Origin of the sequence: Streptomyces sp. 142MFCol3.1, assembly GCF_000424945.1 — a bacterium.
Lineage (GTDB): Bacteria > Actinomycetota > Actinomycetes > Streptomycetales > Streptomycetaceae > Streptomyces > Streptomyces siamensis.
The window spans coordinates 146267-170198 of sequence record NZ_AUKV01000010.1; the positions used below are offsets into that span (position 1 = coordinate 146267).

General features: G+C 72.2%; 15 protein-coding genes. 6 read left to right on the forward strand and 9 right to left on the reverse strand.

Features of this window, described 5'->3' with window-relative positions; genetic code table 11:
• Window positions 1–37: 37 nt before the first annotated feature.
• On the reverse strand, window positions 38–1096 hold the full coding sequence (locus H305_RS0116495) for a Glu/Leu/Phe/Val dehydrogenase dimerization domain-containing protein (RefSeq protein WP_028801345.1): 1059 nt from the start codon (window positions 1094–1096) through the stop codon (window positions 38–40).
• A gap of 58 nt (window positions 1097–1154) precedes the next feature.
• Here H305_RS0116495 and H305_RS0116500 point away from each other — a divergent pair, with 58 nt between their 5' ends.
• Window positions 1155–1652 carry an Lrp/AsnC family transcriptional regulator gene (locus tag H305_RS0116500; RefSeq protein WP_420708074.1) on the forward strand — a complete coding sequence of 166 codons (498 nt, stop codon included), beginning with the start codon at window positions 1155–1157 and terminating at the stop codon, window positions 1650–1652.
• A 73-nt stretch (window positions 1653–1725) separates the two neighbouring features.
• Here H305_RS0116500 and H305_RS0116505 read toward each other — a convergent pair whose 3' ends face one another.
• A complete protein-coding gene (locus tag H305_RS0116505) occupies window positions 1726–3561 on the reverse strand; it encodes a glycoside hydrolase family 15 protein (RefSeq protein ID WP_028801347.1) in 1836 nt (611 codons plus the stop codon).
• A 356-nt stretch (window positions 3562–3917) separates the two neighbouring features.
• Between H305_RS0116505 and H305_RS50700 the strand changes: the two genes are divergently transcribed.
• Complete coding sequence (locus H305_RS50700; RefSeq protein ID WP_078629085.1) at window positions 3918–6737, forward strand: MMPL family transporter; 2820 nt, start codon at window positions 3918–3920, stop codon at window positions 6735–6737.
• On the forward strand, window positions 6734–12175 hold the full coding sequence (locus tag H305_RS49410; protein ID WP_158690542.1) for a type I polyketide synthase: 5442 nt from the start codon (window positions 6734–6736) through the stop codon (window positions 12173–12175). The genes H305_RS50700 and H305_RS49410 overlap by 4 nt, the downstream gene beginning before the upstream one ends.
• An 82-nt stretch (window positions 12176–12257) precedes the next feature.
• Here H305_RS49410 and H305_RS0116520 read toward each other — a convergent pair whose 3' ends face one another.
• Window positions 12258–12560, reverse strand: a complete 303-nt coding sequence (locus H305_RS0116520; protein ID WP_028801348.1) for a cupin domain-containing protein — start codon at window positions 12558–12560, stop codon at window positions 12258–12260.
• Between the two features lie 276 nt (window positions 12561–12836).
• On the opposite strand from H305_RS0116520, the gene H305_RS0116525 reads away from it, so the two are divergent.
• Window positions 12837–13709: a hypothetical protein gene (locus H305_RS0116525; protein ID WP_028801349.1), complete on the forward strand. Its 873-nt coding sequence runs from the start codon at window positions 12837–12839 to the stop codon at window positions 13707–13709.
• A gap of 33 nt (window positions 13710–13742) precedes the next feature.
• Here H305_RS0116525 and H305_RS0116530 read toward each other — a convergent pair whose 3' ends face one another.
• Together H305_RS0116530 and H305_RS0116535 are read right to left on the reverse strand one after the other, a co-directional pair.
• Window positions 13743–13973, reverse strand: coding sequence for a hypothetical protein (locus H305_RS0116530; protein WP_028801350.1), 231 nt, complete (start codon window positions 13971–13973; stop codon window positions 13743–13745).
• Between the two features lie 177 nt (window positions 13974–14150).
• On the reverse strand, window positions 14151–14468 hold the full coding sequence (locus tag H305_RS0116535; protein WP_234020902.1) for a response regulator transcription factor: 318 nt from the start codon (window positions 14466–14468) through the stop codon (window positions 14151–14153).
• 450 nt (window positions 14469–14918) lie between these two features.
• Here H305_RS0116535 and H305_RS0116540 point away from each other — a divergent pair, with 450 nt between their 5' ends.
• Window positions 14919–17438, forward strand: coding sequence for a SpoIIE family protein phosphatase (locus H305_RS0116540; RefSeq protein WP_028801351.1), 2520 nt, complete (start codon window positions 14919–14921; stop codon window positions 17436–17438).
• Here H305_RS0116540 and H305_RS0116545 read toward each other — a convergent pair.
• The 4 genes from H305_RS0116545 to H305_RS0116560 all read right to left on the reverse strand — a co-directional run bounded on the left by H305_RS0116545 (window position 17435) and on the right by H305_RS0116560 (window position 21808).
• Window positions 17435–18028 (reverse strand): hypothetical protein, encoded by a 594-nt coding sequence (locus H305_RS0116545; protein ID WP_234020904.1) that lies wholly within the window; start codon window positions 18026–18028, stop codon window positions 17435–17437. The two genes, H305_RS0116540 and H305_RS0116545, sit on opposite strands and share 4 nt — an antisense overlap.
• Before the next feature lie 339 nt (window positions 18029–18367).
• The gene (locus H305_RS54030) at window positions 18368–18529 is read right to left on the reverse strand and encodes a hypothetical protein (protein WP_199791415.1); all 162 of its coding nucleotides are present in this window, start codon (window positions 18527–18529) and stop codon (window positions 18368–18370) included.
• Window positions 18530–18750: 221 nt separating this feature from the next.
• On the reverse strand, window positions 18751–20448 hold the full coding sequence (locus tag H305_RS0116555) for a hydrogenase maturation protein (RefSeq protein ID WP_028801353.1): 1698 nt from the start codon (window positions 20446–20448) through the stop codon (window positions 18751–18753).
• A gap of 238 nt (window positions 20449–20686) precedes the next feature.
• Window positions 20687–21808, reverse strand: coding sequence for a lipid II:glycine glycyltransferase FemX (locus tag H305_RS0116560; RefSeq protein WP_028801354.1), 1122 nt, complete (start codon window positions 21806–21808; stop codon window positions 20687–20689).
• Window positions 21809–22568: 760 nt separating this feature from the next.
• Here H305_RS0116560 and H305_RS0116565 point away from each other — a divergent pair.
• Complete coding sequence (locus H305_RS0116565) at window positions 22569–23900, forward strand: PP2C family protein-serine/threonine phosphatase (RefSeq protein ID WP_078629101.1); 1332 nt, start codon at window positions 22569–22571, stop codon at window positions 23898–23900.
• Window positions 23901–23932 lie beyond the last annotated feature (32 nt).

A 23932-nucleotide genomic window follows, 5' to 3' on the forward strand; every position in this document is an offset into this window, starting at 1 on the left:
GAGCCTCGAAGGGACGCGGGAGCGGCGCGCACAAGCGTCAAGCGTGCGGTGGTCCCGACCCCGCGGAAGCGAGTCGGCGCGCTGCGAGCTCACCTGCCGCCCGCAGCGGAGTGCAGCCCTTTTCGTGAGCGAGGTCGAGGACGCGGCTCACGGTGTCCCCGATGGCGTCCACCCGCTTCATCGCCCCATCGTGGCTGTGGTGGTCCGACTCCCGGCTGAGCGTGTAGGCGATGCCGCCCGCGCCGGCGACGTAGTCGGGAATCCAGACGATCCCCCGGGAGGCGAGGTCGTCCGCGACGGATTCCTCGGTGAGCTGGTTGTTCGCCGGACCGACGACCAGCCGGGCGTCGAGCCCCGGGACGGTCTCCTCGCTCAGCACCCCACCCGTCGCGGCGGGCACCAGGATGTCGGCCCGTGCGGAGAGTGCCTGTTCGGGCTCGACCCATCCGAAGCCCGCCGCCAGCGCCGCGTGCTTCCTCGACTGCTCCACGTCCGACACGACGACGTGCGCCCCCTCGGCCGCCAGACCCGCCGCGACAGCGCTGCCGACCGCCCCGAAGCCGCTGATGACGACCGCTCGACCCGTGCAGGACGCGTCGCCGAAGACGTGCCGCGCACCGGCGTGCAGGGCGGCGAGGACGCCCGCAGCGGTGGGGCCACTGGAGTCGCCGGTGCCTCCCTGCTCCTCCGGCGCGCAGTACGCGTACGGAGAGAAGCGGCGCAGGACCACCATGTCGTCGGGGCCCGTGCCGATGTCGGGACCCGTCCGGTAGGAACCCTCGAACGACGCGATCAGTTCGCCCAGGTCCAACAGCGCGGCCTCGCGCAGATCCGGCGTCAGTTCGGTGTGCCGGTCGAGTGCGATGACGCTCTTGCCGCCGCCGAAGTCGAGGCCGGCCACGGCCGCTTTGTAGGTCATCGCCTCGGACAGGCGCAGCGCGTCGGTCAGTGCGTCGCGCCAGCTGTCGTAGCGGCGCAGCCGGCAGCCGCCGACGGCCGGGCCCAGCGCCCGGGAGTGCACGGCCACGATCAGCGGCAGACGGGAACGACGGCCCTGTCGGACCACGATCTCCTCATGCGCAAATGATTCGCTCATGCCCTCGAAGCTAGGGTGATATGCAGGACCGAAACCGTTCTGCCGAACGAAATTCGGCATGCGAGGCCTGGGGGCGATCGTGGACGAACTTGATACAGAGATCCTGCGGCATCTGCAGTCGGACGCACGCCAGTCCAACCGGGCGCTCGCCGAGAAACTCGGCGTCGCCCCCTCGACGTGCCTCGAACGCACCCGGCTCCTGCGGCAGCGCGGCGTCATCCAGGGCTACCGCGCCCAGGTGTCCCTGCCGGCGCTCAACCGCGCCGTACAGGCCATGGTGTTCACCCAGGTCCGGCCGCTGCGCCGTGACGTCGTCGCCGCCTTCGAGCGCTCGGTGACCCGGTTGCCGGAGGTGCTCTCGGTCTACACGATGGCCGGCAGCGACGACTTCCTCGTCCACGTCACGGCGCAGGACATCGACCACCTGCACGCCTTCCTGCTGGACCAGTTCACCGACCGGCGCGAGATCGTCGGCTTCCGGACGTCGATCATCTTCCAGCACCTCACCAACCCGGTGATCGGCCCCCTGCCTGCCGCCGACGAAGCCCGGGGGTGACACACGTACGCCAAATCCCGCGGGACGGTGCCGCGTTCCGGCCGCTCGCGGGGTGTGTGCCGAGCACGGGGGGTCAGCCGAGTCTGCGGTCGAGGTTGAACGCGGCGCTGATGAGGGCGAGATGGGTGAAGGCCTGGGGGAAGTTCCCGTGCTGTTCGCCGGTGTGGCCGATCTCCTCGGCGTAGAGACCGAGGTGATTGGCGTAGGTGAGCATCTTCTCGAAGGCGAGACGGGCCTCGTCGAGCCGGCCCGCGCGGGTGAGCGCCTCGACGTACCAGAACGAGCAGATGGAGAAGGTCCCTTCCTCGCCCTGGAGGCCGTCGGGGCTCGCCTGCGGGTCGTAGCGGTAGACGAGGGAGTCCGAGACGAGGTCGTCGCCCAGGGCGTCGAGCGTCGTCAGCCACTTCGGATCCGTCGGGGCGATGAACTTCGCCAGCGGCATCATCAGCAGGGACGCGTCGAGGATCTTGCTGTCCTCGTACTGGGTGAAGGCCCGCCGTTCGTCGGACCAGCCATGGCGCATGATGCGGCGGTAGATGTCGTCGCGGACCTTCGCCCAGCGGACGGTGTCGGCGGGCAGGCCGCGGTGCTGGGCGAGACGTATGCCGCGTTCGATCGCCACCCAGCACATGAGCCGTGAGTACAGGAACGGCTTGCGCCCTCCGCGGGTCTCCCACACGCCTTCGTCGGGCTGGTCCCAGTTCTCGCAGACCCAGTCCACCAGTTCGCCGATGCTGTCCCAGTGTGCGCTGGAGATCGGCTTGCCCCACTTGTCGTAGAGGTAGAGGGAGTCGATCAGCGCGCCGTAGATGTCGAGCTGGAGCTGTCCGACGGCTTCGTTGCCGATGCGTACGGGTGCGGAGTTCCGGTAGCCCTCCAGATGGGGCAACTCCTCTTCGGGCAGTTCACGGCGGCCGTCGATGCCGTACATGATCTGCAGCGGGCCGGTGGGGCCGGGCTCCTGCGCCGTGGTGAGACCCGCGTAGTCCGTCAGGAAGCCCATGAAGGCCTCGGCCTCGTCGGTGAACCCGAGGCGGAGCAGCGCGTACACGCAGAACGCGGCGTCGCGGATCCAGACGTACCGGTAGTCCCAGTTGCGCTCACCGCCGATCTGTTCGGGCAGGCTGGTGGTGGGCGCGGCGATGATCGCGCCGGTGGGTACGTAGGTCAGCAGCTTCAGCGTGAGCGCGGAGCGGTGGACCATCTCCCGCCAGCGGCCGCGGTACCGGGAACGGGACAGCCACTTCCGCCAGTAGCGCACGGTCGCGTCGAACGACCTCTCGGCCTCGGCCACGGCGCAGAAGCGCGGGGCGACGTCGCCGCCGACCCGGTCGAGGGTGAAGACGGCGGCCTCGCCCTCGTGCAGTTTGAACAGTGACCACACGTCCTGTCCGTCGATCTCGGTGGGGACCGTTGAGGTCAGGGCGAGCTTGAGCGTGGAGCTCTCGAAGAGGGCCTGGCCCGGCTGCTTGCGCACGGTGTGCGGCAAGGTGCCGTAGGCGAAGCGAGGGGCGACGCGGGCACGGAAGGGCAGGGTGCCGCGCACGCAGATCACGCGGCGGATGAGACGGTGCCGGTCGGCCTCGCGCGAGTCGTCGAAGACGGGCATGAAGTCCTGGATCTCACCGACTCCGTCCTCCGCGAAGAACCGCGTGATCAGCACGTTGGTGTCGGGGAAGTAGAACTGCTTCGTGCGGGCGGGCACGTCGGCGGCGAGTTCGAAGCAGCCGCCCCGGTCGGCGTCGAGGATCGAGGCGAAGACGCTGGGCGCGTCGAACCGTGGACAGCAGTACCAGTCGATCGTGCCGTTGGTGCCGACGAGGGCGGCACTGCGCAGATCGCCGATCAGACCGTGTTCGGCGATCGGCAGGTAGCGGGGGGAATGGGCGCCGGCGGACGGGCCGGGCATGCCGTGGGGCCGTCCCCGTGTCCCGGCGCCGGTCGTTGCGTCAGCCGTGTCAGCCACGTCGGCCTCCTTGGGCGTTGCCCGAGCCGCTCCCCCGCACATACAGGCTAGCGAGTCGTTGCCGTCCGCACGTGTCGAGCGCGGGCGCTTCTCGAACTGCCGGGCAGCCGCGAGGCCGTCGCGGCACGGCAGCACACCGGTGAGACACCTCTGACATCCACCCGGCTCAGGGGGCGATACCTCCTCCGCCGAGTCGCGTCAAGTGACGAACAGCCGGGACTACGGCGCGCCGCACCCGGCGGGCACGGTGGCAGGACGCGCCTGACGCAACCCCGGGCGGAAGGCACCTGGAGGCTCGGATGTTGTGCTGGATCGGTGAGGCGGCGACCCGTCGTCCTCGGCTGGTGCTGTTCGCCGGGCTCGTCTTCCTCGTACTGTGCGTGGTGCTCGGCGCCGGAGCCGGCGGCCGTCTGAAGACCCAGGGATACGACGATCCCCGTTCGGACTCCAGTTTCGCGGCCCGGGTGACGGCCGAGCACTTCGGCGGGTCGCCGAACGTGGTCGTCGTCGCGCAGGTACCGCGGGGGTCCGTGGACGACCCCGCCGCCCGTCGGGCCGGTGAGGAGCTGACCCGGCGTCTGGCGGCGCAGCCGCACGTGAGCGCCGTCGTCTCGTACTGGACGACGCATGCGGACCGGCTGCGCGGCCACGACGGCCGCGCGGGCCTGGTGCTCGCGCACGTGGACGGGGAAGGAGAACAGCTCGGGGAGCGGGTCCGGGAGCTGCGCGCCTTGCTGGCCGGGGCCGGGTCGGGTTCTGGTGCCGCCGCCACGGCCGGCTCCGGTGCCGCCACGGCCGGCTCCGGTGCCGCCACGGCCGGGTCCCCTTCCGATGCCGCCACGGCCGACTCCGGGTCCGGGTCCGGGTCCGGGTCCGGGTCCGATGCCGCCACGGCCGGCTCCGGCGCGGCCAGGGCCCGTGCCGGTGGGTCCGCTCTCGGTTCGTCCGTGGCCGCGGGGGCGCCCGCCGACGGATCATCCGGCGCCCGGACCTCCCCGGGCGAGTCCCCCGCTCGCGGGGCTTCCGCCCGCACGGCTTCCTCCGGGGAGGCCCCCGGCCCGTCGACGCCGGGCGGGACGGCCGCCCTGCACGTACGCGTGGGCGGGCCCGCGCTCGTCGAGTCCGAGATCCAGGACCTCTCGGACTCCGACCTGAAACGGGCGGAGGCCGTCGTCGTGCCCGTCACGCTGATCCTGCTGGTCCTGGTCTTCGGCAGCGTGATGGCGGCGCTGCTCCCCCTGCTGATCGGCGGACTGGCCGTCGCCGGAACGCTCCTGGTGCTGAACGTCCTGGGCGCGGTCACCGACGTATCGGTGTTCGCACTGAACCTGACGACGGCGCTCGGGCTGGGTCTGGGCATCGACTACGGTCTGCTGGTCGTCTCCCGCTTCCGTGAGGAGATCGCCGCCGGACGCCCACCGCGCGAAGCCGCCGTGGCCACCGTGCGCACCGCGGGCCACACGATCGTCTTCAGTGCCGCGACCGTCTGCGCCGCGCTGGCGACGCTGCTGGTGTTCCCGCCGTACTTCCTGCGGTCCTTCGCCTACGCGGGCATCGCCGTGGTGGCGATAGCGGCCCTGGGAGCGCTGACCGTCATGCCCGCTCTGCTGGCGCTGCTGGGCCGGCGGGTGAACGCGTGGCCCATGCCGTGGCGCCGTCGGACGCGAGCGGGCGGCGCGTCACACGGCTGGGAGTCGCTGGCACGGCGTGTCGTACGCCGCCCGGTGCTCGCCGCGCTGCCGGTGATCGGCCTGCTGGCGGTCCTCGCCTGGCCGTTCGCACACGCTTCGTTCGCCACCCCCGACGACCGGACGCTGCCGGTGAGCGCGACCAGCCGCCAGACCGGGGACGCGCTGCGCGACGAGTTCGGCGGGAAGGGCGCCGCGCCACTGACGGTGTTCACCACGAGTACGACACCACAGGTCGCCCGGGACTACGGCCCCCGGCTGTCCGCGTTGCCCGACGTGGCCGAGGTCGTCGGGCCGTCGGGCGTCTACCGCGACGGCCGACACGTCGGCCAGACCGACCCACGGGCGGCCGGCACCGGGACCGACACCGACGGTCCCGCGTTCCTGGTCGTCGTACCCTCGGCCGACCCCCGGTCGGGCGCTTCTCAGCATCTGGTGCGTGCCATCCGCGCCATGCCCGTCCCCGCGGGCACCGAGGTACACGTCGGCGGGCCGAGCGCCGTGCTCGTCGATGCCAAGGACACGGTCGCGCATCGGCTCCCGGCCGCGCTGGCGATCATCACCGCCACCACGTTCGTGCTCCTGCTGGGCTTCACCCGCAGCGTGATCCTGCCGTTCAAGGCCATCGTGCTCAACGCGCTGAGCCTCGCGGCCGTCCTCGGCGCGATGGTGTGGGTCTTCCAGAACGGCCACCTGCAGAACCTCCTCGGCTTCACACCCGGACCGCTCACGACGACCATGCCGGTCCTGCTGCTGTGCATCGTCTTCGGGCTGTCGGTCGACTACGAGGTCTTCGTCCTCGCCCGCATCAAGGAGGCCCATGACGCCGGGCAGGGCACCGCCGACGCGATCGTCACGGGCATCGCCCGCACCGGCCCCATCGTCACCACCGCGGGCGCTCTGCTCGCGTTCACCCTGCTCAGCTTCGGCACCTCCCGGGTCGGGCTGCTCCAGTTCTTCGGAATCGGCGCCGGCCTCGGCGTCCTCCTCGACGCCACCCTCGTACGCGGTGTCCTCGTGCCCGCGCTCATGCGGCTGGCGGGCCGATGGAACTGGTGGGCGCCGCGTCCGCTGCGGTGCGGGCCGCCCGCCGCGCGGACCGCGGCGCCCGGCCCGGAGCATCCGCCGGACCGGACGTGCACAACGCCGCCGGACCCGGCGTGCCCACCGCCTCCGGGCTCGGGACGCGGATCGACTCCGCCCCCGCCACCCGTGGCGGCACGCCGGTGGCCTCCTCCTCCGCCGCCGGTCCCGGCGCCGGGGCAGCGGCCACCACCGCCTCCGCCACCACCACCGGTGCCGGAGCATCGGTCGCCTCCGGCGTCCGGGTCCGCGCCGCCCGCCGCGCTCCCCCCGGCCTCCCCGCCCCGTGGCCCGCTCCCCGGTCCAACGACGACCCCGCCCTCCCGAACGAAGGAAGACCTGTCATGACCGCCATCGCCTCCCCCGCCGACATCGCCGTCATCGGGCTCGGCTGCCGTTTCCCCGGCGCCCGTGACCTCCAGGAGTACTGGAAGCTCCTGCACGCCGCCGAGCGGCAGTTCGCCGCCGTCCCTGCGGAGCGCTGGAACCACGCGCCCTTTCACACACCGGGCCGGCGCGCCGCGTCCGCCGCCTACACCGACCAGGTCGTCTTCCTCGACGATGTCGACCGCTTCGCCGCCCTGCACTACGGTCTGCCGCCCGCTCGCGTCGAGGCCATGGACCCGCAGCACCGGCTCATGCTCGACGTGACCCGCGAAGCCCTCGACGACGCGGGCTGGGGCCGCGGCGGGTTCGACAAGGACGACACCGGGGTCTTCGTCGGGATGTCGGCGTCGGACTACAAGGACCTCCTGTCGGCCCGGATCAGGGCCCTCACCCTCGCCGAGGGACCACCAGGTCTGCCTCCCGACGGCCCCGGGTACGGCGCCCGTGGCGGCGCAGCCCTCTCAAGTGACGCCACATCCGCCGGTGACGCGTACACCGCGGAGGCCCGGAGGGCCCGCGCGCGTGCGTCCGATGCCCGTGCCGCCGACGCCCTGCGGCAGTGGGCCCGGCAGCTGTGCGAGATCCGCGCCTTCACTCTGCCCGGCAGTCTGCTCAACATGGCGCCCGCCACCATCAGCCGGCAGTTCGGCCTCGGCGGTCCCAGCTTCGCCGTGGACGCCGCCTGCTCAGGCTCCCTGATCGCGCTGGAGACGGCCGTCTCCCATCTGCGCCGGAACACGTGCCGCATCGCGGTCGTCGGCGGTGTCTACATCAGCCTCACCCCCGACGGCCTGATCGGCTTCTCCCAGCTGGGCGCGCTGTCCGCCACCGGAGTCTGCCGCCCGTTCGACCGGCGCGCCGACGGTTTCGTCCTCGGTGAGGGCGCCGCGAGCGCCGTCCTGCGGCCGCTCGCGGACGCGCTCGCCGCCGGCGACCGGATCTACGCCGTGATCAAAGGCATCGGCTCCGCCAACGACGGCGCCTGCCCCGGCCCGCTGGCCCCCACGTCCGAAGGTCAGCTGCGTGCCATGCGCCGTGCCTACCGCGACGCCGGCCTGGCCCCGTCCTCGGTGGGCTACGTCGAGGCGCACGGCACCGCCACCCGTGCCGGCGACCGCGCCGAGGTGGAGGCGCTGCGCCGACTGCGTACGGAGTTTCCCGACGACGATCCCGGCCTGTGCTACCTCGGCTCGGCGAAGGCCCTCATCGGGCACGCCCTGGCCGCCTCGGGGCTCGCGGGACTGGTGAAGGCGGCTATGGCCGTCCACCGGCGGACGATCCTGCCGCAGCCGGACGTCGCACCGCACCCGGATCTCGCCTTCGGCGCCGCCGGTCTGCGGTTCGCCGACACCGTGCGGCCCTGGCCGCGGGAAAAGGGGCCGGTGCGGGCCGCCGTCAGCTCGTTCGGCTTCGGCGGCACCAACGTGCACGCGATCCTCGAAGAAGCGCCCGCACCCGTCCCCTCGCCTCCTCCGGTCCGACGGGCGCGTGCGCACCACGGAGCTCCGGCCGGGCCGGCCATGCCCCGCCGCCTGCCGCGGCCGCAACGCGCCCCGCACCTCGTCCTCGTCTCCGCCGGCAGTCCCCGTCTGCTGGACGCCCACATCGGCGAGCTGCTCGACGTCCTGGGCCGGGCACCCGAGACACCGCTCGCGGCCCTGGCCCACACCCTGGGCTGCCGCGAGCCCCTGACCTCCCGCCTCGCCGTCACGGCCACCAGCCTTGACGAGTACGTGAGGCGGCTGCGCCTGGCCCGTCGCCGGCTCGCCGAGGGGGCGCGGGGCGACCTGGGCGAGGGCGCGTTCGCCGCGGACGCTCCCCTGCCGCCCGATCGACGCCGTGTCGCGTTCGTCTTCCCCGGGCAGGGCAGCCAGCGGCTCGCCCTCATGCACGACCTCTACCGGCGATTCGCCCCGTTCCGGTCGGCATTCGACGAGCTCGGCCGCGTCGCCCGCGAGCACATCCACCTCGACCCTGCCGAGGTGCTGTACGGGCCACGGGCGACGGCACGGCCGGACGACGCGGAGCTGCGTCGGCAGCTGGCCGCCACCGAGGTGTGCCAGCCGCTGCTGGGCACCGTCCAGATCGCCGCGACCCGTCTGCTGGCCGCCTGCGGCATCCGTCCCGATCTCGTACTGGGCCACAGCGCCGGGGAGTTCGCCGCCGCGGCGGCGGCGGACGTGCTCACCGGCGAGGACACCGTCCGGCTGCTCGCGAACCGCGGCGCCGTCCTCGCCCGCACCGAGTCCGGCCGGCGGGGGCAGGCCGGATCCGCGGGCGGGATGCTGGCCCTGCACGCCGACAAGGCGACCTTCCGGCAGCTGGCCGACGGCGTCGACGACGTGTGGCTCGCCTGCTTCAACCACCCCCGGCACGTCGTGGTGAGCGGATCCCTGGAAGGTCTCGCCACCCTGGAACGCGCCTGCGCGGCCGCGAAGGTCGCCACCCGGCGGCTGGAGGTGTCGGGCGCCTTCCACTCGCCGCGCGTGGCCGACGCCGAGAAGGCGATGCGCAGCCACCTCGCCCGTCGCGACCTCGCCCGCCCCGCCGTGGCGTTCGTCTCCTGCGTGAACGGCGCCCTGTGCACCGAACCCACCGAACTGCGCGAGCTGTGGGCCCGGCACGCCTCCGCGCCGGTCCGCTTCGAGGACGCCGTACGCAGCGCCCATGCCCACGGTGCCCGCGTCTTCGTCCAGGTGACCGGACACCGTTCGCTGCTGTCGTGCGTCCGCCGCACGCTCACCGGCCACGACGGCGTCCACCTCGTGTCCGCCGACGGGCCGGCACCGGACAACGGACACACCTTCCTCGACGCGCTCGCCCGCCTCGCGGTCCTGGGTGCCGGAACCGACCCCCGCGCCCTCGTCCCCCGCGACGAACGCCGGCTCCTGGACCTGCCGGTGGCCCGGCTCGACACCCGGTCCTACTGGATACGGGAGGCGCGGCGGCCCTCGGTACACCCCGAGGCGGGTTTCCACGAAGGCCTCGCCACCCCCGAGGACTCCGCCGTCCCCGTGGGCGACGCCGCCCCCGAGGACTCCGCCGTGCCGGTGAGCGCGGCGGTCGACGCCGGTGTGGTGGACGACGCGACAAGAGCGGACGGAGAGCAACAGGAAACCGGCGTAAGGGACTTGCTGACCGAGGCACTCGCCCTGCTGCGGGAACAGGCCGTCTCACTGACCCGCCTCGAAGCGGCGCTGGATGCCCACGCCGCCACCCGCCCCGCCCCGGCCGCAGGACCGCCCGTGCCGCGGGGCACCGAGCCGAGAGACGGCGCGGACGGTTCAACGGGCCTTGCCCTGGCGGAGGTTGTGACGCTCCCGGCGGCCCGGTGCGAACTGCCCGACACGGCTGGGCCTGACGAAGGGTGCTCGCCGACCCGGGACGTCACGGAAGCCATCGCGGCCGCGGGAGACACGGAGACCGCCGACGGCGCGGGAGCCACGAAGGCCGTCGAAGCCACAGCAGTCGCGGAGGCCGTCGAGGTCCCGACACCCGCGGCGACCGTCCAAGCCCCGACGGCGACGGGGCCCGTCGAGGGCGCCGCAGCCGCGGGCCCCGTAGGGGGCTCCGCAGCCGCGGAGATCGCCGAGACCGTATTCGCACACGTCGCCCGGATCAGCGCGTTCCCGGTCGGTCATCTGCGCGCGGACCATCGACTGGTCGAGGATCTCGGGTTCGACTCGCTCATGCTGACCGACCTGTTCACGGCCCTCGCACGACAGTGGCCGCGGTTGTCGGCCGACGAGAAGCGGCACGAACTGCCGACCCTGGCCGCCCTCACCGCCATGATCACGGCAAGTGCGGGCGGCACGGACGTCTGCGCATCGGCCGCGACACCGCCCGCGGCCGGGCCCGCCGCAATCCCTGCGGGCGAAGCACCGCGCGCCGCTCGGCCCGCACGACCGCGCCCCGGCCAGGAGGCGCCCGGTGTGCTCACCGCCGTACCCGCCACGGAGACGGAACCGGAAGTCGACGGCAGTCACGACGGCACCAAGGCCCGACCGGCAGTGGACGACGGCCACAACGACACGGATGCCGGCCCGAGGGCGCATGCCGGCCACCACGACACGGACACCGGACCGAGGATGGACGGCAGTCACGACGGCACCGGTCTGGAGGGGCCGCCCGCCCGCCCCGACGCGACGGCACCCGCCGCCGAGGGACGGGGCGGGCGGCAGAGCCGGATCGACCGCTTCCCGGAGGTCGCCGCGCACAACGCACGCGTGGCCGCTTTCGTTCAAATGGGCCTACCCAACCCGTACTTCCTCGTCCACGACGGCGGCATGACGGACACGACCCTCGTCGAGGGCCGCGAACTGCTGTCGTTCTCCAGTTACAACTACCTGGGCCTGGCCACCCACCCGCACGTCTGCGAGGCCGCCGCGCAGGCCATCGAACGCCACGGCACCTCGGTGTCCGCCAGCCGGCTGCTGTCCGGCAACCGCCGGCTCCACCTCGACCTGGAGAGGGAACTGGCCTCCGCCCTCGGGTGCGAGGCCGCGCTCACGCTGGTCAGCGGACACGCCGCGAACGTCACCCTGATCGGGCACCTCGTCGGCGAAGGAGACCTCGTCGTCCACGACGCCCTCGCGCACGACAGCATCCTCCAGGGGTGCCGGCTCTCCGGTGCCACGCGGCGGCCCTTCCCGCACAATGACGCGGCCGCGCTCGACGCTCTGCTCACCGAGGTGCGCCCTCACCACCGCCGGGTCCTCGTCGTCGTCGAGGGCGTGTACAGCATGGACGGCGACATCGCCGACCTGCCCGCGCTGATCGAGGTCAAGCGCCGCCACGGCGTGCTGCTGATGATCGACGAGGCGCACAGCATCGGGGTGCTCGGCGAGCACGGCCGCGGCATCGGGGAGCACTTCGGCGCCGCCGCGGACGCCGTCGACCTGTGGTCGGGCACCCTGTCCAAGGCACTGGCGAGCTGCGGCGGCTACGTCGCCGCGAGTCGTACGGTCGTGGAGTACCTGCGCTACACCGTTCCCGGATTCGTCTTCAGCGCCGGAATGACACCCGCCAACACCGCCGCGGCCCTCGCCGCTCTGCGCGTCCTGCGCGCCGAGCCCGAGCGCGTCGCACGCCTGGCGGCCAACGCCCGTCTCTTCCTCCGTCTGGCCCGCCAAGGAGGCGTCGACACCGGTGACAGCCGCGGCACGCCGGTCGTCCCGTGCATCGTCGGGGACTCGATGAAGACGCTGCGTGTCGCCGATCTGCTCTTCCGGCGAGGGATCAGCGTCAATCCCATCCTCCACCCGGCGGTGCCCGAGCAGGAGTCCCGGCTGCGCTTCTTCGTCACCCGCGACCACACCCCCGAGCAGATCTACCAAGCGGTGAGCACGCTCGTCGCCGTGCTGCGCGAAACCGACGCCACGGGTACCGCCGCCGCCTGAGCGGGGTCCGCAGGGCAGCCGACGGGCCCGGGCGTGACCGCCCGGGCTGCGGGTGTCACGACCGTCCCGCGCCGCAGGACGGTCAGGGGGCCGGGGCCGTGTGCTTGAGCTCGGTCTCGACGAAGGCCAGGTGCGCCTCGCCGACGTTCACGACGTCGCGCTCGCCGCCGGCCGGGCGGGCGTACGACTGCCCCGCCCGCAGGTCGGACTCGGTCACCGACCCGTCGGGGGCGACCGCACCGGTGCGCCCGTCGGTCACCGGTACGACCACGTAGTCGTGGGCGTGCACGTGCCGACCTGTGCGCTCGCCGGGCCGGAAGTCCCAGCGGGTGACCCGGATGTGGTCGTCCTCGTACTGCACGCCCGCCTGCGCTGTCGTCGTCATCGACGTTCTCTTCCACTCGCCTTGATCCATTGCCCCAGGCCAGCGGACCACACCGAGGTGCCCGCACGGTCGGCGCGGCCGTCCGATCGTGCGGCCGTCGTAGCCTGTGCCGTGCTGAGCCGGTGGCCTCGCGTGTCACCCTCCTAGATCGCCTGAATTGTCCGTTAGGCTCGCGCCGCCACACAGGTCTCGATCTTCACGGAGGGCAGGACGGCGAAGATCAATCGCGAGCGTCTCGTCAGAACGCTGACGTTCTGGCTGCGCCCCGCCTTCGCGTTGCGCGTCGTCGGCCGGTTCCAGAAGATCGTCGGCTTCGACCGCTCGATGGCCCTGGCCTCCAGCGCCCTGACCACGCTGATTCCGCTCGCGATCCTGAGCAGCGCCGTTCTGAGAAACCTCGTCAAGGAGGACTCCGCACAGCGGATCATCAAGCGTTACGGCCTGACCGGCGCCGGTGCCGAGGCGGTCGACTCCCTCTTCTCCCCCGCCGAGAACACGGACGCGAGCGTGGGCATCTTCGGTGTGCTCTTCCTGACCATCTCGGTGCTCAGCTTCGCGCGAGCGGCTCAACGGCTCTTCGAGCAGACCTGGGAGCTGAAGCCCCTCAGCGTGCGCAACACGCGCAACGGCCTGTGGTGGGTCCTCACCCTCGGCGTCTACGCGATTCTCACCGGATGGCTCACCGCTGAGCTTTACGATGGCGGACTGGGACTGGTGACCGCCGCGTGCCATGCGCCGCTGACCGCCGTCTTCCTCGTCTGGAGCGGCTGGAGTCTGTCGGCGAAGCGGATCGCCTGGCGCGACCTGATCCCCTTCGGCGTCACCGCGGCCATCCTGACGGCGGCCTACTCCGTGGCCGCGACCCTCTATCTGCCGCACCTGTTCAACTCGTACGCCACGCGCTACGGCGTCGTCGGCGCCGTCTTCGCGATGATCTCGTCCCTCTTCTCGGTGATGCTCGTCGTCGTCGCCTCGTCCGCGCTGGGACGAGAAGTACGGGACGAACTCGTCCGCATCCGCGACGGCCACCGTCCGTCCGACCACGAGGTCCGGCGGCAGTGGGACAGCGTGGTCGAACAGGCCCGGTCCCGTTGGCGCTCGGCACGGGAACAGGTCTCTCATCACCGCTTCAAGGACACGAACCACTGATCGGCGGGGCGGACCGCACCCGCACGACCCGCATCACGTCTCGCTCAGAGCCATGACGAGAGTGCGAAGGACCTCAGGCGGTCGGCCAGTGCGCAGACGGGTGTGTGTGACCATCATGAGTTCGTCCGCGCCGGTCGCGTCCACGAGGTTCGCCGGGTGCTTCGCGACGGTCTCGGGCGCGCCGCGCGCCTGCTGGGCGCGGAAGTCCGCCGGCGCCGGCAGCTCGTCCGCGGCGAACGAGTGGGCCGCCGCCTCGCCGGGCACTGAGCTGTACGGTGATCATCCGGCCGGTGCAGAAAGCGTCCGCTGAGTCGAAGTCCGTCGCCCGCACGGCAGTTGGGCCACCGAGGCCGACTCACCCGCCCGGTTCCGGCACGCGCCGGACGACAGCCATGGATCCGTCCCGCCCGCCGGCCGGACCGGCACCCGGACGGCGGTGTGTCACAGGCCGAGCGAGATGGCCAGTCGGGTCATCTCGGCGGTGGTGGTGATGTTGAGCTTGGCGCGGATCCGGCGCAGGTAGGCGTCGACCGTGTGCTTGGACAGTCCCATCTGGCGTGCCGCCTGCAGGTAGGTGCAGCCGGCGGCGATATGTCGCAGGGTCTCGCGTTCGCGCGGGGCCAGCGCGGGGGCGTCGGCCTCGGAGGTCGTGGCGGAGGTCATGGCGGAAACCTGGGCGCCGGGGGCCGAGGTCTCGGCGGACGGGGCGGGGACCGGGGCGGACGGGGTGGAGATCGGGGCGGTGAGGGCGGGGCTCATGAGGTCTTCCTTCTCTGTCGACGGGTCGGCCGGGTCGTCACTGCCCGCACCCTCGGAAGCAGTAGGCAAATGCCCGATTAAGGCGTTTTGCGCTGGTTCCAAAAGACTGACTCGGCGACGTCATCACCACGTCCGTCGACTGTCACGGGCGTGTCACAGGCCACATCCCCGACACGTACGACCACTGGCACCCGCCACGGCCCCACGCGCACGAGTGGCACCCGCCATCCGTCATGCCCCGTCTGCCGCACCCCACCGGACACGGCCGTGAGGACGCACCCGGGTCCCTGCCGCGACGCGGCAGGGGACGGCGGCCACGCGGCGACCGGGCGCATGGCCCTGGAGGGCAGCGCCGGGTTGGTGCTCCGCGCTCCCCAGGATCATGCTGGACAGGAGGGCCCTTGCCCCAGGCCCAGCCGTCCAGGTTCCCGAAGGGCGAGATGAGCGGCGATGGAGCGACTTCCCACCCCTCCCGGTGAGCAGGCGCAGGCAAATGCCCTGCCCGACCCGGCCGTCACGACCACCACCGCCACGGCGACCATCAGCGACCAGGGCATCGTGACCGGATGGAGCGAAGGCGCCGAGCGCCTGCTCGGCTACACGTCCTCGCAGATCGTCGGACAGCCCGCCGTACGCCTGCTCGCCGACGACGCCGACGGCACGGGCGGCCCGGTCGACGCCACCGACACCGCCGCGGCGCTCCGCCGGGACACAGCCGGACGGGAACGGTGGAACGGCACCGTGCCGCTGCGGCACCGCGAGGGCCACCAGGTCACCCAGCGGCTGCTCGCGCACCACCGGACCGAGAGGGCAGCCGGCTGGCTGGTCGTCTCCGCCGTGCGGGACCGCCCGCACCCCCCGGCTCGCCCGGTCGGCAAGCCCTCGCAGGAGGGCGACGTCCTGAGGGAGTGGACCTTCCGCCAGACGCCGTGCATCCTCGCCGTCTTCGACACGGATCTGCGGCTCGTGCGGGCCAACGTCGGCATGGAGCACGCCCTCCTCCTGACCGAGGACGACATGCGCGGGCTGCGGCTGTCCGACCTCGCTCCCCACACCGCGAGCGACGAGGCCGACGCGAAGATGCGCCTGGTCCTGGACAGCGGCGAGCCGCAGCACATGGACGCCTTCCTGCACCACTCGGGCGTCAGCAGCGAACACGGCTGGCCGGCGTCGCTCACCCCGCTCAAGGACCCATCGGGCCGAGTGCGTGCCGTGTGCCTGGCCGCCCACGACATGCCGCACGAAGAACCCGCCCGGCAGCGCATGCAACTGCTGCACGACGCCGCCGGGCGCATCGGCACCACCCCCGACAGCCGGCGCACGGCCCAGGAACTCGCCGACGCAGTCGTCCCGCGCCTCACCGACCGCGCCGTCGTCGACCTGTTCGAGACCCCCCAGCCCGCCGACACCTCCCACGCTCCGCAGGCCAGGGACTTCACCATGTTCCGTGCCGCCGTGAGCCCGGCACCGGACAGCGGCCCGCCGTCTCCCACTGGCTCCGGTCCGAAGGTCCGGCACCTGGCGGAGTCACCGGTGGCGCAGTGCCTGGCCCAGGGCCACGGGGCCCTGTTCGACGCGGAGTCCCCCGCGCTCGCCGAGTGGGTCGCGCACGACCCCGAGGCCGCCCGGATCCACGAGGGCGGCATCCACTCCTTGATGATCGTGCCGCTGCGCGCGAACGGCTCCACCCTCGGCGTCGCCCTCTTCGCCCGTCACGAGCACCCCGCCCCTTTCGAACAGGACGACCTGTGGCTCGCCGAGGAGCTCACCGCCCAGGCCGCCGTGAGCATCCACCACTCCCGACGTCCGGCGCGCGACCACACCACCACCATGACCCTGCAGCGGAGCCTGCTCCCGCAGACGCTGCCCGACCAGCACGCCCTCGACATCGCCACCCGCTATCTGCCCGCCGTCGCCAAGGCCGGAGTCGGCGGCGACTGGTTCGACGTCATCCCCCTGTCGGGCGCCCGCGTGGCCCTGGTCGTCGGCGACGTCGTCGGGCACGGCATCCGTGCCTCGGCCACCATGGGCCGCGTGCGCACCGCGGTGCGCACCCTCGCCGACGTCGACCTGCCGCCCGACGAACTCCTGACCCACCTCGACGACCTCGTCCTCCACCTGTCCGCCGAGGAGACCGGCGCCGACGACGCGACACCCGAGACCGCCGGAGGCATCGGCACCACCTGCCTCTACGCCGTCTACGACCCCATCTCCCGCCGGTGCACCCTCGCTCGTGCCGGCCATCCCCCGCCCGCCGTGGTCACCCCCGACCACACCGTCCGCTTCCTCGACGTCCCCGCCGGCCCACCGCTCGGCCTCGGCGGACTGCCCTTCGAGGCCTTCGAGACCGAGCTGCCCGAGGGCAGCCTCCTCGTCCTCTACACCGACGGGCTCCTCGAAACCCGAGAGCACGACATCGACGAAGCCCTCGACACCATGTTCGCCGCCCTCGCCCGCCCCGCCCAGAGCCTCGACACGGTCTGCGACCGGGTGCTGACGTCGATGGTGTCGCACCGTCCCGACGACGACATCGCCCTGCTCATCGCCCGCACCCGCGCCCTGCAGACCGACCACGTCGCCGCCTGGGACCTCGACTTCGATCCGGCGGTCGTCGGTCGGGCCCGCCAGCATGCCACCGAGCAGCTCACCGCCTGGAGACTCGACGACGCCGCCTTCATCACCGAGCTCGTCGTCAGCGAACTGGTCACGAACGCCATCCGCTACGGCCGCCCGCCCGCCCAGCTCCGCCTCATCCACCAGAACAGCACCCTGATCTGCGAGGTCTTCGACTCGAGCAGCACCGCACCGCACATGCGTCGGGCCCGTACCTTCGACGAGGGCGGCCGGGGCCTGCTGCTGGTCGGACAGCTCGCTCAGCGCTGGGGCACCCGCCACACACCGACCGGAAAGACGGTCTGGGCCGAGCAGTACCTCACCCCCGACGAGGGTCCGCGTTCTGAAGCCCCCTAAGCCAGGGCCTTGGCCTTGTACGACTCCGGGTAGTGCTCCGTGAACTTGACCGTGCACGCCAACAGGACGATCGGGACGACCCAGTTGAACCAGTCGTCCAGGGACGGCACGAGGATCGCGAGCAGGCCCAGCACGGCGATGACGACGAAGACACCGCCCCACACGGTGGTCAGGACCATGTTGATGTGCTTGAAGACCGGCGAGTCCCAGACACTGGGCGGGGTCGCACGCCGCGCGTACTGGGCGGTGAACGGATCGAAGAACAGCGAGCCGAGTGCCACAAGGGCCACGACGGCGTTGGCGAGCACCTGCGCGTAGGTCTCCAGCCAGATCAGCTCGTGGTGGTCCAGGGCCAGGGCGAGGACGGAGATCACGGCGAAGAACACGATGCCGGTCATGTCGAGCAGGTTCAGGTGGCCCTGCAGGATGTCCCGTCCGGAGAGCACGAGGGACGCGGCGAGCGCGGCCAGCGCCGCGTACTCCCAGGTGCTGGGACCGGCCACGATCGTGAAGATGATCCAGGGAGCGAACCCGAGGAAGACGCCTCCGGCGCTGACGGATCTCTTCGGCGGTGCCTGCGTCTCCGTCATCTGTCCCATGGAACGGCTCCCATCGCTTGTCACGAGCGAGCGGGCGGGCACACCGCTTTCCTCATCATGCCGACGGGGAGACACGGTTGCACCCGGGCGGCACCGGGCCCCAGTGCGCGCCTGCACGGACCCCCACCGATCACGGATCCCGAATATCGGCAGTTCGCCTTCGACGGCTGGACGCCCACGCGGACGGCTCGGGAGCCCGGCCACCGAGCCGTCCGCACACGCACGCCCTACCGCTCATCCGTCCGTTCGCCGACGACCACCTTGGTCGAAGCACCGGCCGGTCGTGCCCGGCGGCCCAGCGGCCTGCGATCACTGGATTCCCAGGTCGCCCTACCGCTCGCCCTCCGCCTGGGACGGCTCGGTCCTGGGAACGTCCGGGTGCCGCTCCATGGCCGCGCTCACGCGCTCGGCGGGCTCGTCGCGCTCGCCCTCGGCCTGGGAGGGTGTGTGGGAGTACAGCCAGCGGTCGTACTCCGAGGCTCCGGTCTTCATGGTGGCCTCCCTTGCTCGCTCACCTCCCATGGTCCTCTTCGGACCGCGCCGGGGCCAGGGCAGTCGGCACGCCGGTACGGCTGTCCCGTCGGAGCGCCGGTTCCCCTGTCCTGGCCCGGCCGTGTCAAGTCACGAGATCCCGTGTCGTGACCCCGGGCGCCGGCTCGGGCCTACTGGAAGCACGGGCCCGCCTACATGACGCGGGCCCGGCCAAAACACCCTCACGAGATGTCTTCCGCCGCCGGGACGGCCGACAGGCCGGACAGATGGAGCGGCGTACGGGACGGCTTCTCCTTGCGGACGAAGGCGCGCCGCAGCGCGTGGTACGAGCTGTCCGGGTCGTCGAAGGTCCGGCGCATCCGGGCCAGCTCCCGTTCCCGGAAGACCTCCAGTGGTCCGGTGTTCGCCTGCTCGGCCTTCTTCCTCTCGATCCGGGCGCGCGTGGCCGGAGCCGCGGCCAGCCGGGCCGCCAGGAGACGGACCTCGTCGGCGAAGTCGTTCGCGCCGCACTCCACGACACGGTCGACGAGGCCGAGGCGCAAGGCGCTGGCGGCGCTGACCGGAAAGGCTTCGCGCATGAGCCGTGCCGCGGCGGCGGCTCCCACCCGGCGAGGCAGAGTGCACGTCCAGTACTCCGAGCCGTACAGGCCCATCAGACGGTAGTGCGGGTTCAGCACGGCGCCGCCGCGGCACCACACCTCGTCGGCGGCCAGGGCGAGCATCACGCCGCCCGCCGCCGCGTTGCCCGGGACGGCGGCGACGACGAACTTGTCGTCGGTGGTCATCACCGCCTCGACCAGGTCGTCGATGGCGTTGATGTTCGCCCAGGACTCCGCGGCGGGGTCGGCGGCGGCCTCGATGACGTTGAGATGGATGCCGTTGGAGAAGAAGTCCCGCCGTCCGCCGAGGACCAGCACGTCGGTGGGGCGGGCGCGCACCTCCTCGTAGGCGTCCAGGAGCCGACGGCACTGGGATGTGCTCATGGCTCCGCCAGGGAAGGAGAACGACAGGTGGCCGACGCCGTCCTCCTCGCGGTACTCGATGTCCGACCAGGTGCGCCGGCCGTCCGCCGGGAACAGCGGTGCGCCGAGCTCGGGCAGTGGGGGCAGCCGGGAGCCGAGTGCCGACACGGCCGGAAGCTTGAAGGTGGGCGGCTGCCCGGGCACGCGCCGCCGCCGCAGCTCGGGGATCCACACCGCGCCGTCCTTCGTCGCCCGGCAGAGCGCTCCGGTCCTGGTGGCGAGCGGCTCGCCGGGGGCGCCGCGCAGGGTGTCCTCGGGATGGCCGCCGTGCAGGTACCACTCCTCGCCGAACAGCACGTCCAGGACGCCGGGTTGGGAGTCCGCGGCACGCAGCTTGCGCAGGACGGCCGGCGTGTCGTCCTCCTGCCAGTCGATCCGCCGGGCGCTCTGACCGAGGTAGGGGCGGGTGCGGGAGGTGCTCTGCGGCAGGGGGGTGTGAGTGCCCGAGGCGAAGCGTTCCACGGCCAGCAGGACGGCGGAGAGTGCGGCGTCGGCGATCTCGTTGCGGTACAGGTCGCTCTTGGCCAGCGGCGGCAGCGTGCAGGCCGCGGTCGCCCAGATGTCACCGGCGTCCATCTCCTCCACAGCCTGAAGGACCGTCACACCCCAGTCCTCCGCGCCCTCTTGGATGGCCCAGTCGAGGGAGGACGGCCCCCTGTCGCCGAGAGGACCCGGGTGGACGACGAAGCAGGGGTAGGAGGCCCACACGTCGCGAGGGATGGCCGTTCTCAGCATCGGGGCGATGACGAGTCGGGGTGCGTGCCGGTGGACGGCGTCCGCCAAGGAGCAGCCCGGGAGGGCGAGTTCCACGGGGACCGTGTGGCCACGGTCCCGCAGCTCGGCGTGGACGCGTTGGGTGAGGCTGTTGAAACCGCTGGCGATGAGCAGGATGTGCACGGCGAACTCCCCCGGCGGGCGACGGTGTCTGCGATGATGCCAGGCCGCCTGTGATCCTGTGGCCCGCTCTCGTCAGGCACGCGTCGACCGGCCGGCCGATCCCTCGAAAGCGAGGCGGGAACGGCCACTTGGCCGCGCGACCACCCCACCGCGCGGGCCGCGCCCACTGCCGGAGCGCGTCCCGCCGGTCGGACCGTGGTGTGGCGCTCGTCCCCGGCGCCGGGATCCGTACTCGCCCTCAGCGCCTGGACATGTAGAGGTTTAGAGCCTTGTGGAGGACCTTGTTGAGCGGGTAGTCCCACTCGCCGAGGTACTCGACCGCCTCGCCGCCCGTGCCGGCCTTGAACCGGAGCAGGCCCAGCAGGTGGTTGCCCTCGTCCAGCGTGTCGGTGATGCCACGGAAGTCGTAGATCCGGGCTCCGAGTTCGTGGGCGTCGGACATCATGCGCCACTGGACGGCGTTGTTCGGCTGGACCTCGCGCCTGCGGCTGGTCGAGGCGCCGTAGGAGTACCAGACGTGGTCGCCGACGGTGAGCATCGTGGCGGCCGCGAGGACCTCGCCCTCGTGATGAGCGAGGTAGAGGCGCATGCGGTCGGGATCCTCGGACGTCAGAGCGGCCCACATCCGCTGGAAGTAGGGCAGGGGGCGGGGGATGAACCGGTCCCGTTCGGCCGTCTCGACGTACAGGTCGTAGAAGGCGGGCAGGTCTTCGTAGCCTCCCTGGACGACCTTGACGCCGGCCTTCTCCGCCTTCTTGATGTTGCGGCGCCACTGCTGGTTGAGGCCCTGCCGGATCTCGTCGAGCGACCGTCCGGCGAAGGGCACCTGGAACACGTAGCGCGGCTGGCCCGCGGCGAAGCCGTCCTCGCCCCCGGGTTCGGTCCGCTGCCAGCCCATCCGCCGCAGCCGGTCCGCGATGTCCGAGGCTCCGGGCTCGTGCGCGGTGGCCTCCACCTCCCGCAGCCACCGGGCCTGCGGGTCGGCGATCGCGTCCTTGACCGCCTCGGCGCTCCAGCGCCTGGCGACGACCGGTGGGCCCATCTTCACCGAGAACGCGCCCTGGTCCTTGAGATACGCGAGCATCGGCTCCAGCAGACGCTCCAGGTCCGGCGCCGCCCAGTCGAGGACCGGACCCTCGGGCAGATAGGCGAGGTACCGCTTCAGCTTGGGCAACGGCCGCATCAGCACCAGACCGGCGCCGACGAGCCGGTCGTGCTCGTCGAACCAGCCCAGGCTCTCCGCCCGCCAGTCCGGCTTCACGTCCCCCCACGAGGGAACCTGCATATGACTCACCGAGGAACGGGCCGAGACGAAGCCCAAGTGCTCGTCACGGCTGATCGCCTTCAGGCGATAACTCATGCGCAATGCTCCTTTGCTCGGCGCACCAGCCTACTGAGCCGTAGCGCGATCACGGCGTGTCACACGGCCGGGAGCGCGAAGCGGGACGAGCCGGGCCCGGGCAGGCGCCACCGAGGGTGCCCGCGGTGTCCGGCGAGTGGGACGCGGACCGCCGCGCGCGCCCCCGCTCGGCCTGCACGTCGGGGACCCCGCGGTGCGCCTCCCCGACGAATACAGACCTGACGGCGTCAGACGGCCGGAGGGACGACCTCGCCACCGCCCCGGCCGCCGCCCTTGATGCGCGCCCGGCCGCCGCGGGCAGCCGGCTGGAACGTCCGTGCAGTCGGGGCGACGGGGCGAGGGGGCGAGGGTGGCTCAGTCCGGGAAGTCAGGCAACGGCGGAAGTGGGATGCTGCTGTTGGAGCAGTGACCATTTGCCCTGTTCGGCCGTGCCAGGCGGTGGTCCCGATTGATCAGGGTCGTGTCAGGAGGCCGGTGTGTACCGCTCAGGTCAGCGCCTGCACGAGCGGCGCCGTCGCGGCCGGCGCGCGCCGGCCGTATCGCGGCGTACGTCGATGCGCACACCACGTGCGCCCTGCCCCGACCTGCGGACGAGCATCCGGGCTGCCCTCCTGTCCGGCGACCCGACCGCGGCCGGCGCCCCCACTCGGCAGCATCGAGCCGACGCGGCCGGCGACGGCACTCCGTCGACCTCGACCGAGACGGACCGCTGCCACCCGAGGACGCCGCGGTCCCGACATCAGGCCGTCAGGCGCTCGTGATGGCCGGACACGAGGAGGGCAGCCCGAGGCAGCCGCACCTGCCAGATCTGAATGTGCGTCTGCGCGCCGAGGTGGGCCGCATCGACGAGCAGTTGCGGGCCCTGCTGGACGCCATGGACCGGCTGCAAGGGCTGCTGGACGCGGTGGTGGCCATCAGCAGGGAGGTGGAACTGTCCGCCGTGCTGCACCGCATCGTCAGCACCGCCATGGACCTGGTGGGCGCCCGCTACGGTGCGCTGGGTGTCCTCAGCGAGTCCGGGGAACATCTGGAGCAGTTCATTCCGCTCGGCCTGTCCGAGCAGGAACGAACCGATCTGGCCGAAACCGGGATGCCGCGCGGGCTGGGTGTCCTCGGGCACCTGATCCATCACCCCGAGCCGCTGCGGGTCGACGACATCTCGGCCCATCCGTCCTCCTCGGGGTTCCCGGCCGGCCACCCGCACCTGCGCACCCTGCTCGGCGTCGCCATCAGCGTGCGCGGCGAGATCTACGGTGACCTCTACCTGTCGGAGAGGAGTGACGGCCGGCCCTTCGACGTGCACGACGAGAACGTCGTCATCGCGCTGGCGAGCGCCGCGGGCATCGCGATCGACAACGTCCGCCTGTTCGAACGGGTGCGTGTCGGGGCCGAGCAGTTCCAGCGACTCCTGCTGCCGAGCCTGCCCGACCTGCGGCCCTTCTCGGCCGCCGCCATCTACCGGCCCGCCACGGAGCCCAGCCAGCTCGGCGGGGACTGGTACGACGCCGTACTGCTGCCCGACCACGTGGTGGCGATCGTCATCGGTGACGTGATCGGCCACGATCTGCACGCCGCCGCCTCCATGGCCTCCACCCGCAACATGCTGCGCGCCCTCCTGTTCGACCGACTGAACCCGCCCGGCGCGGTCCTCTCCCAGCTCGACCGCACCCTGCAGGCCGTCACCAGCAATCCCGTCACCACGATCACTCTGGCGCGGCTCGAACCGGAGGGGCCGGGGTGGCGCCTTCACTGGAGCACGGCGGGCCATGTGCCACCGCTGGTGATCAGCCCCCCGCACCGCGCGGAATACCTGTTCGCCGAGCCCGGACTGCCGCTGGGCGTCGATCCCGACCAGCCACGCCCCGACCACTCCCGCTACGTGCCGCCGGACTCCACCGTGGTGTTCTTCACCGACGGCCTCATCGAAGATCCGGCACGGCCGATCGACGAGAGCCTCGACAGGCTCGCCGGCCTCGCGGCGACGTACAGCAGTCTTCCCCTGGACGACTTCGTGCAGGCACTGGCCGATCACCATCCCAGTGACGGCCACGACGACATGGCCATCCTCGCGCTGCGCACCCCGCACGTCTGATCCGGTCCTCCGCCCGGGGCCCGGCGCCGGCC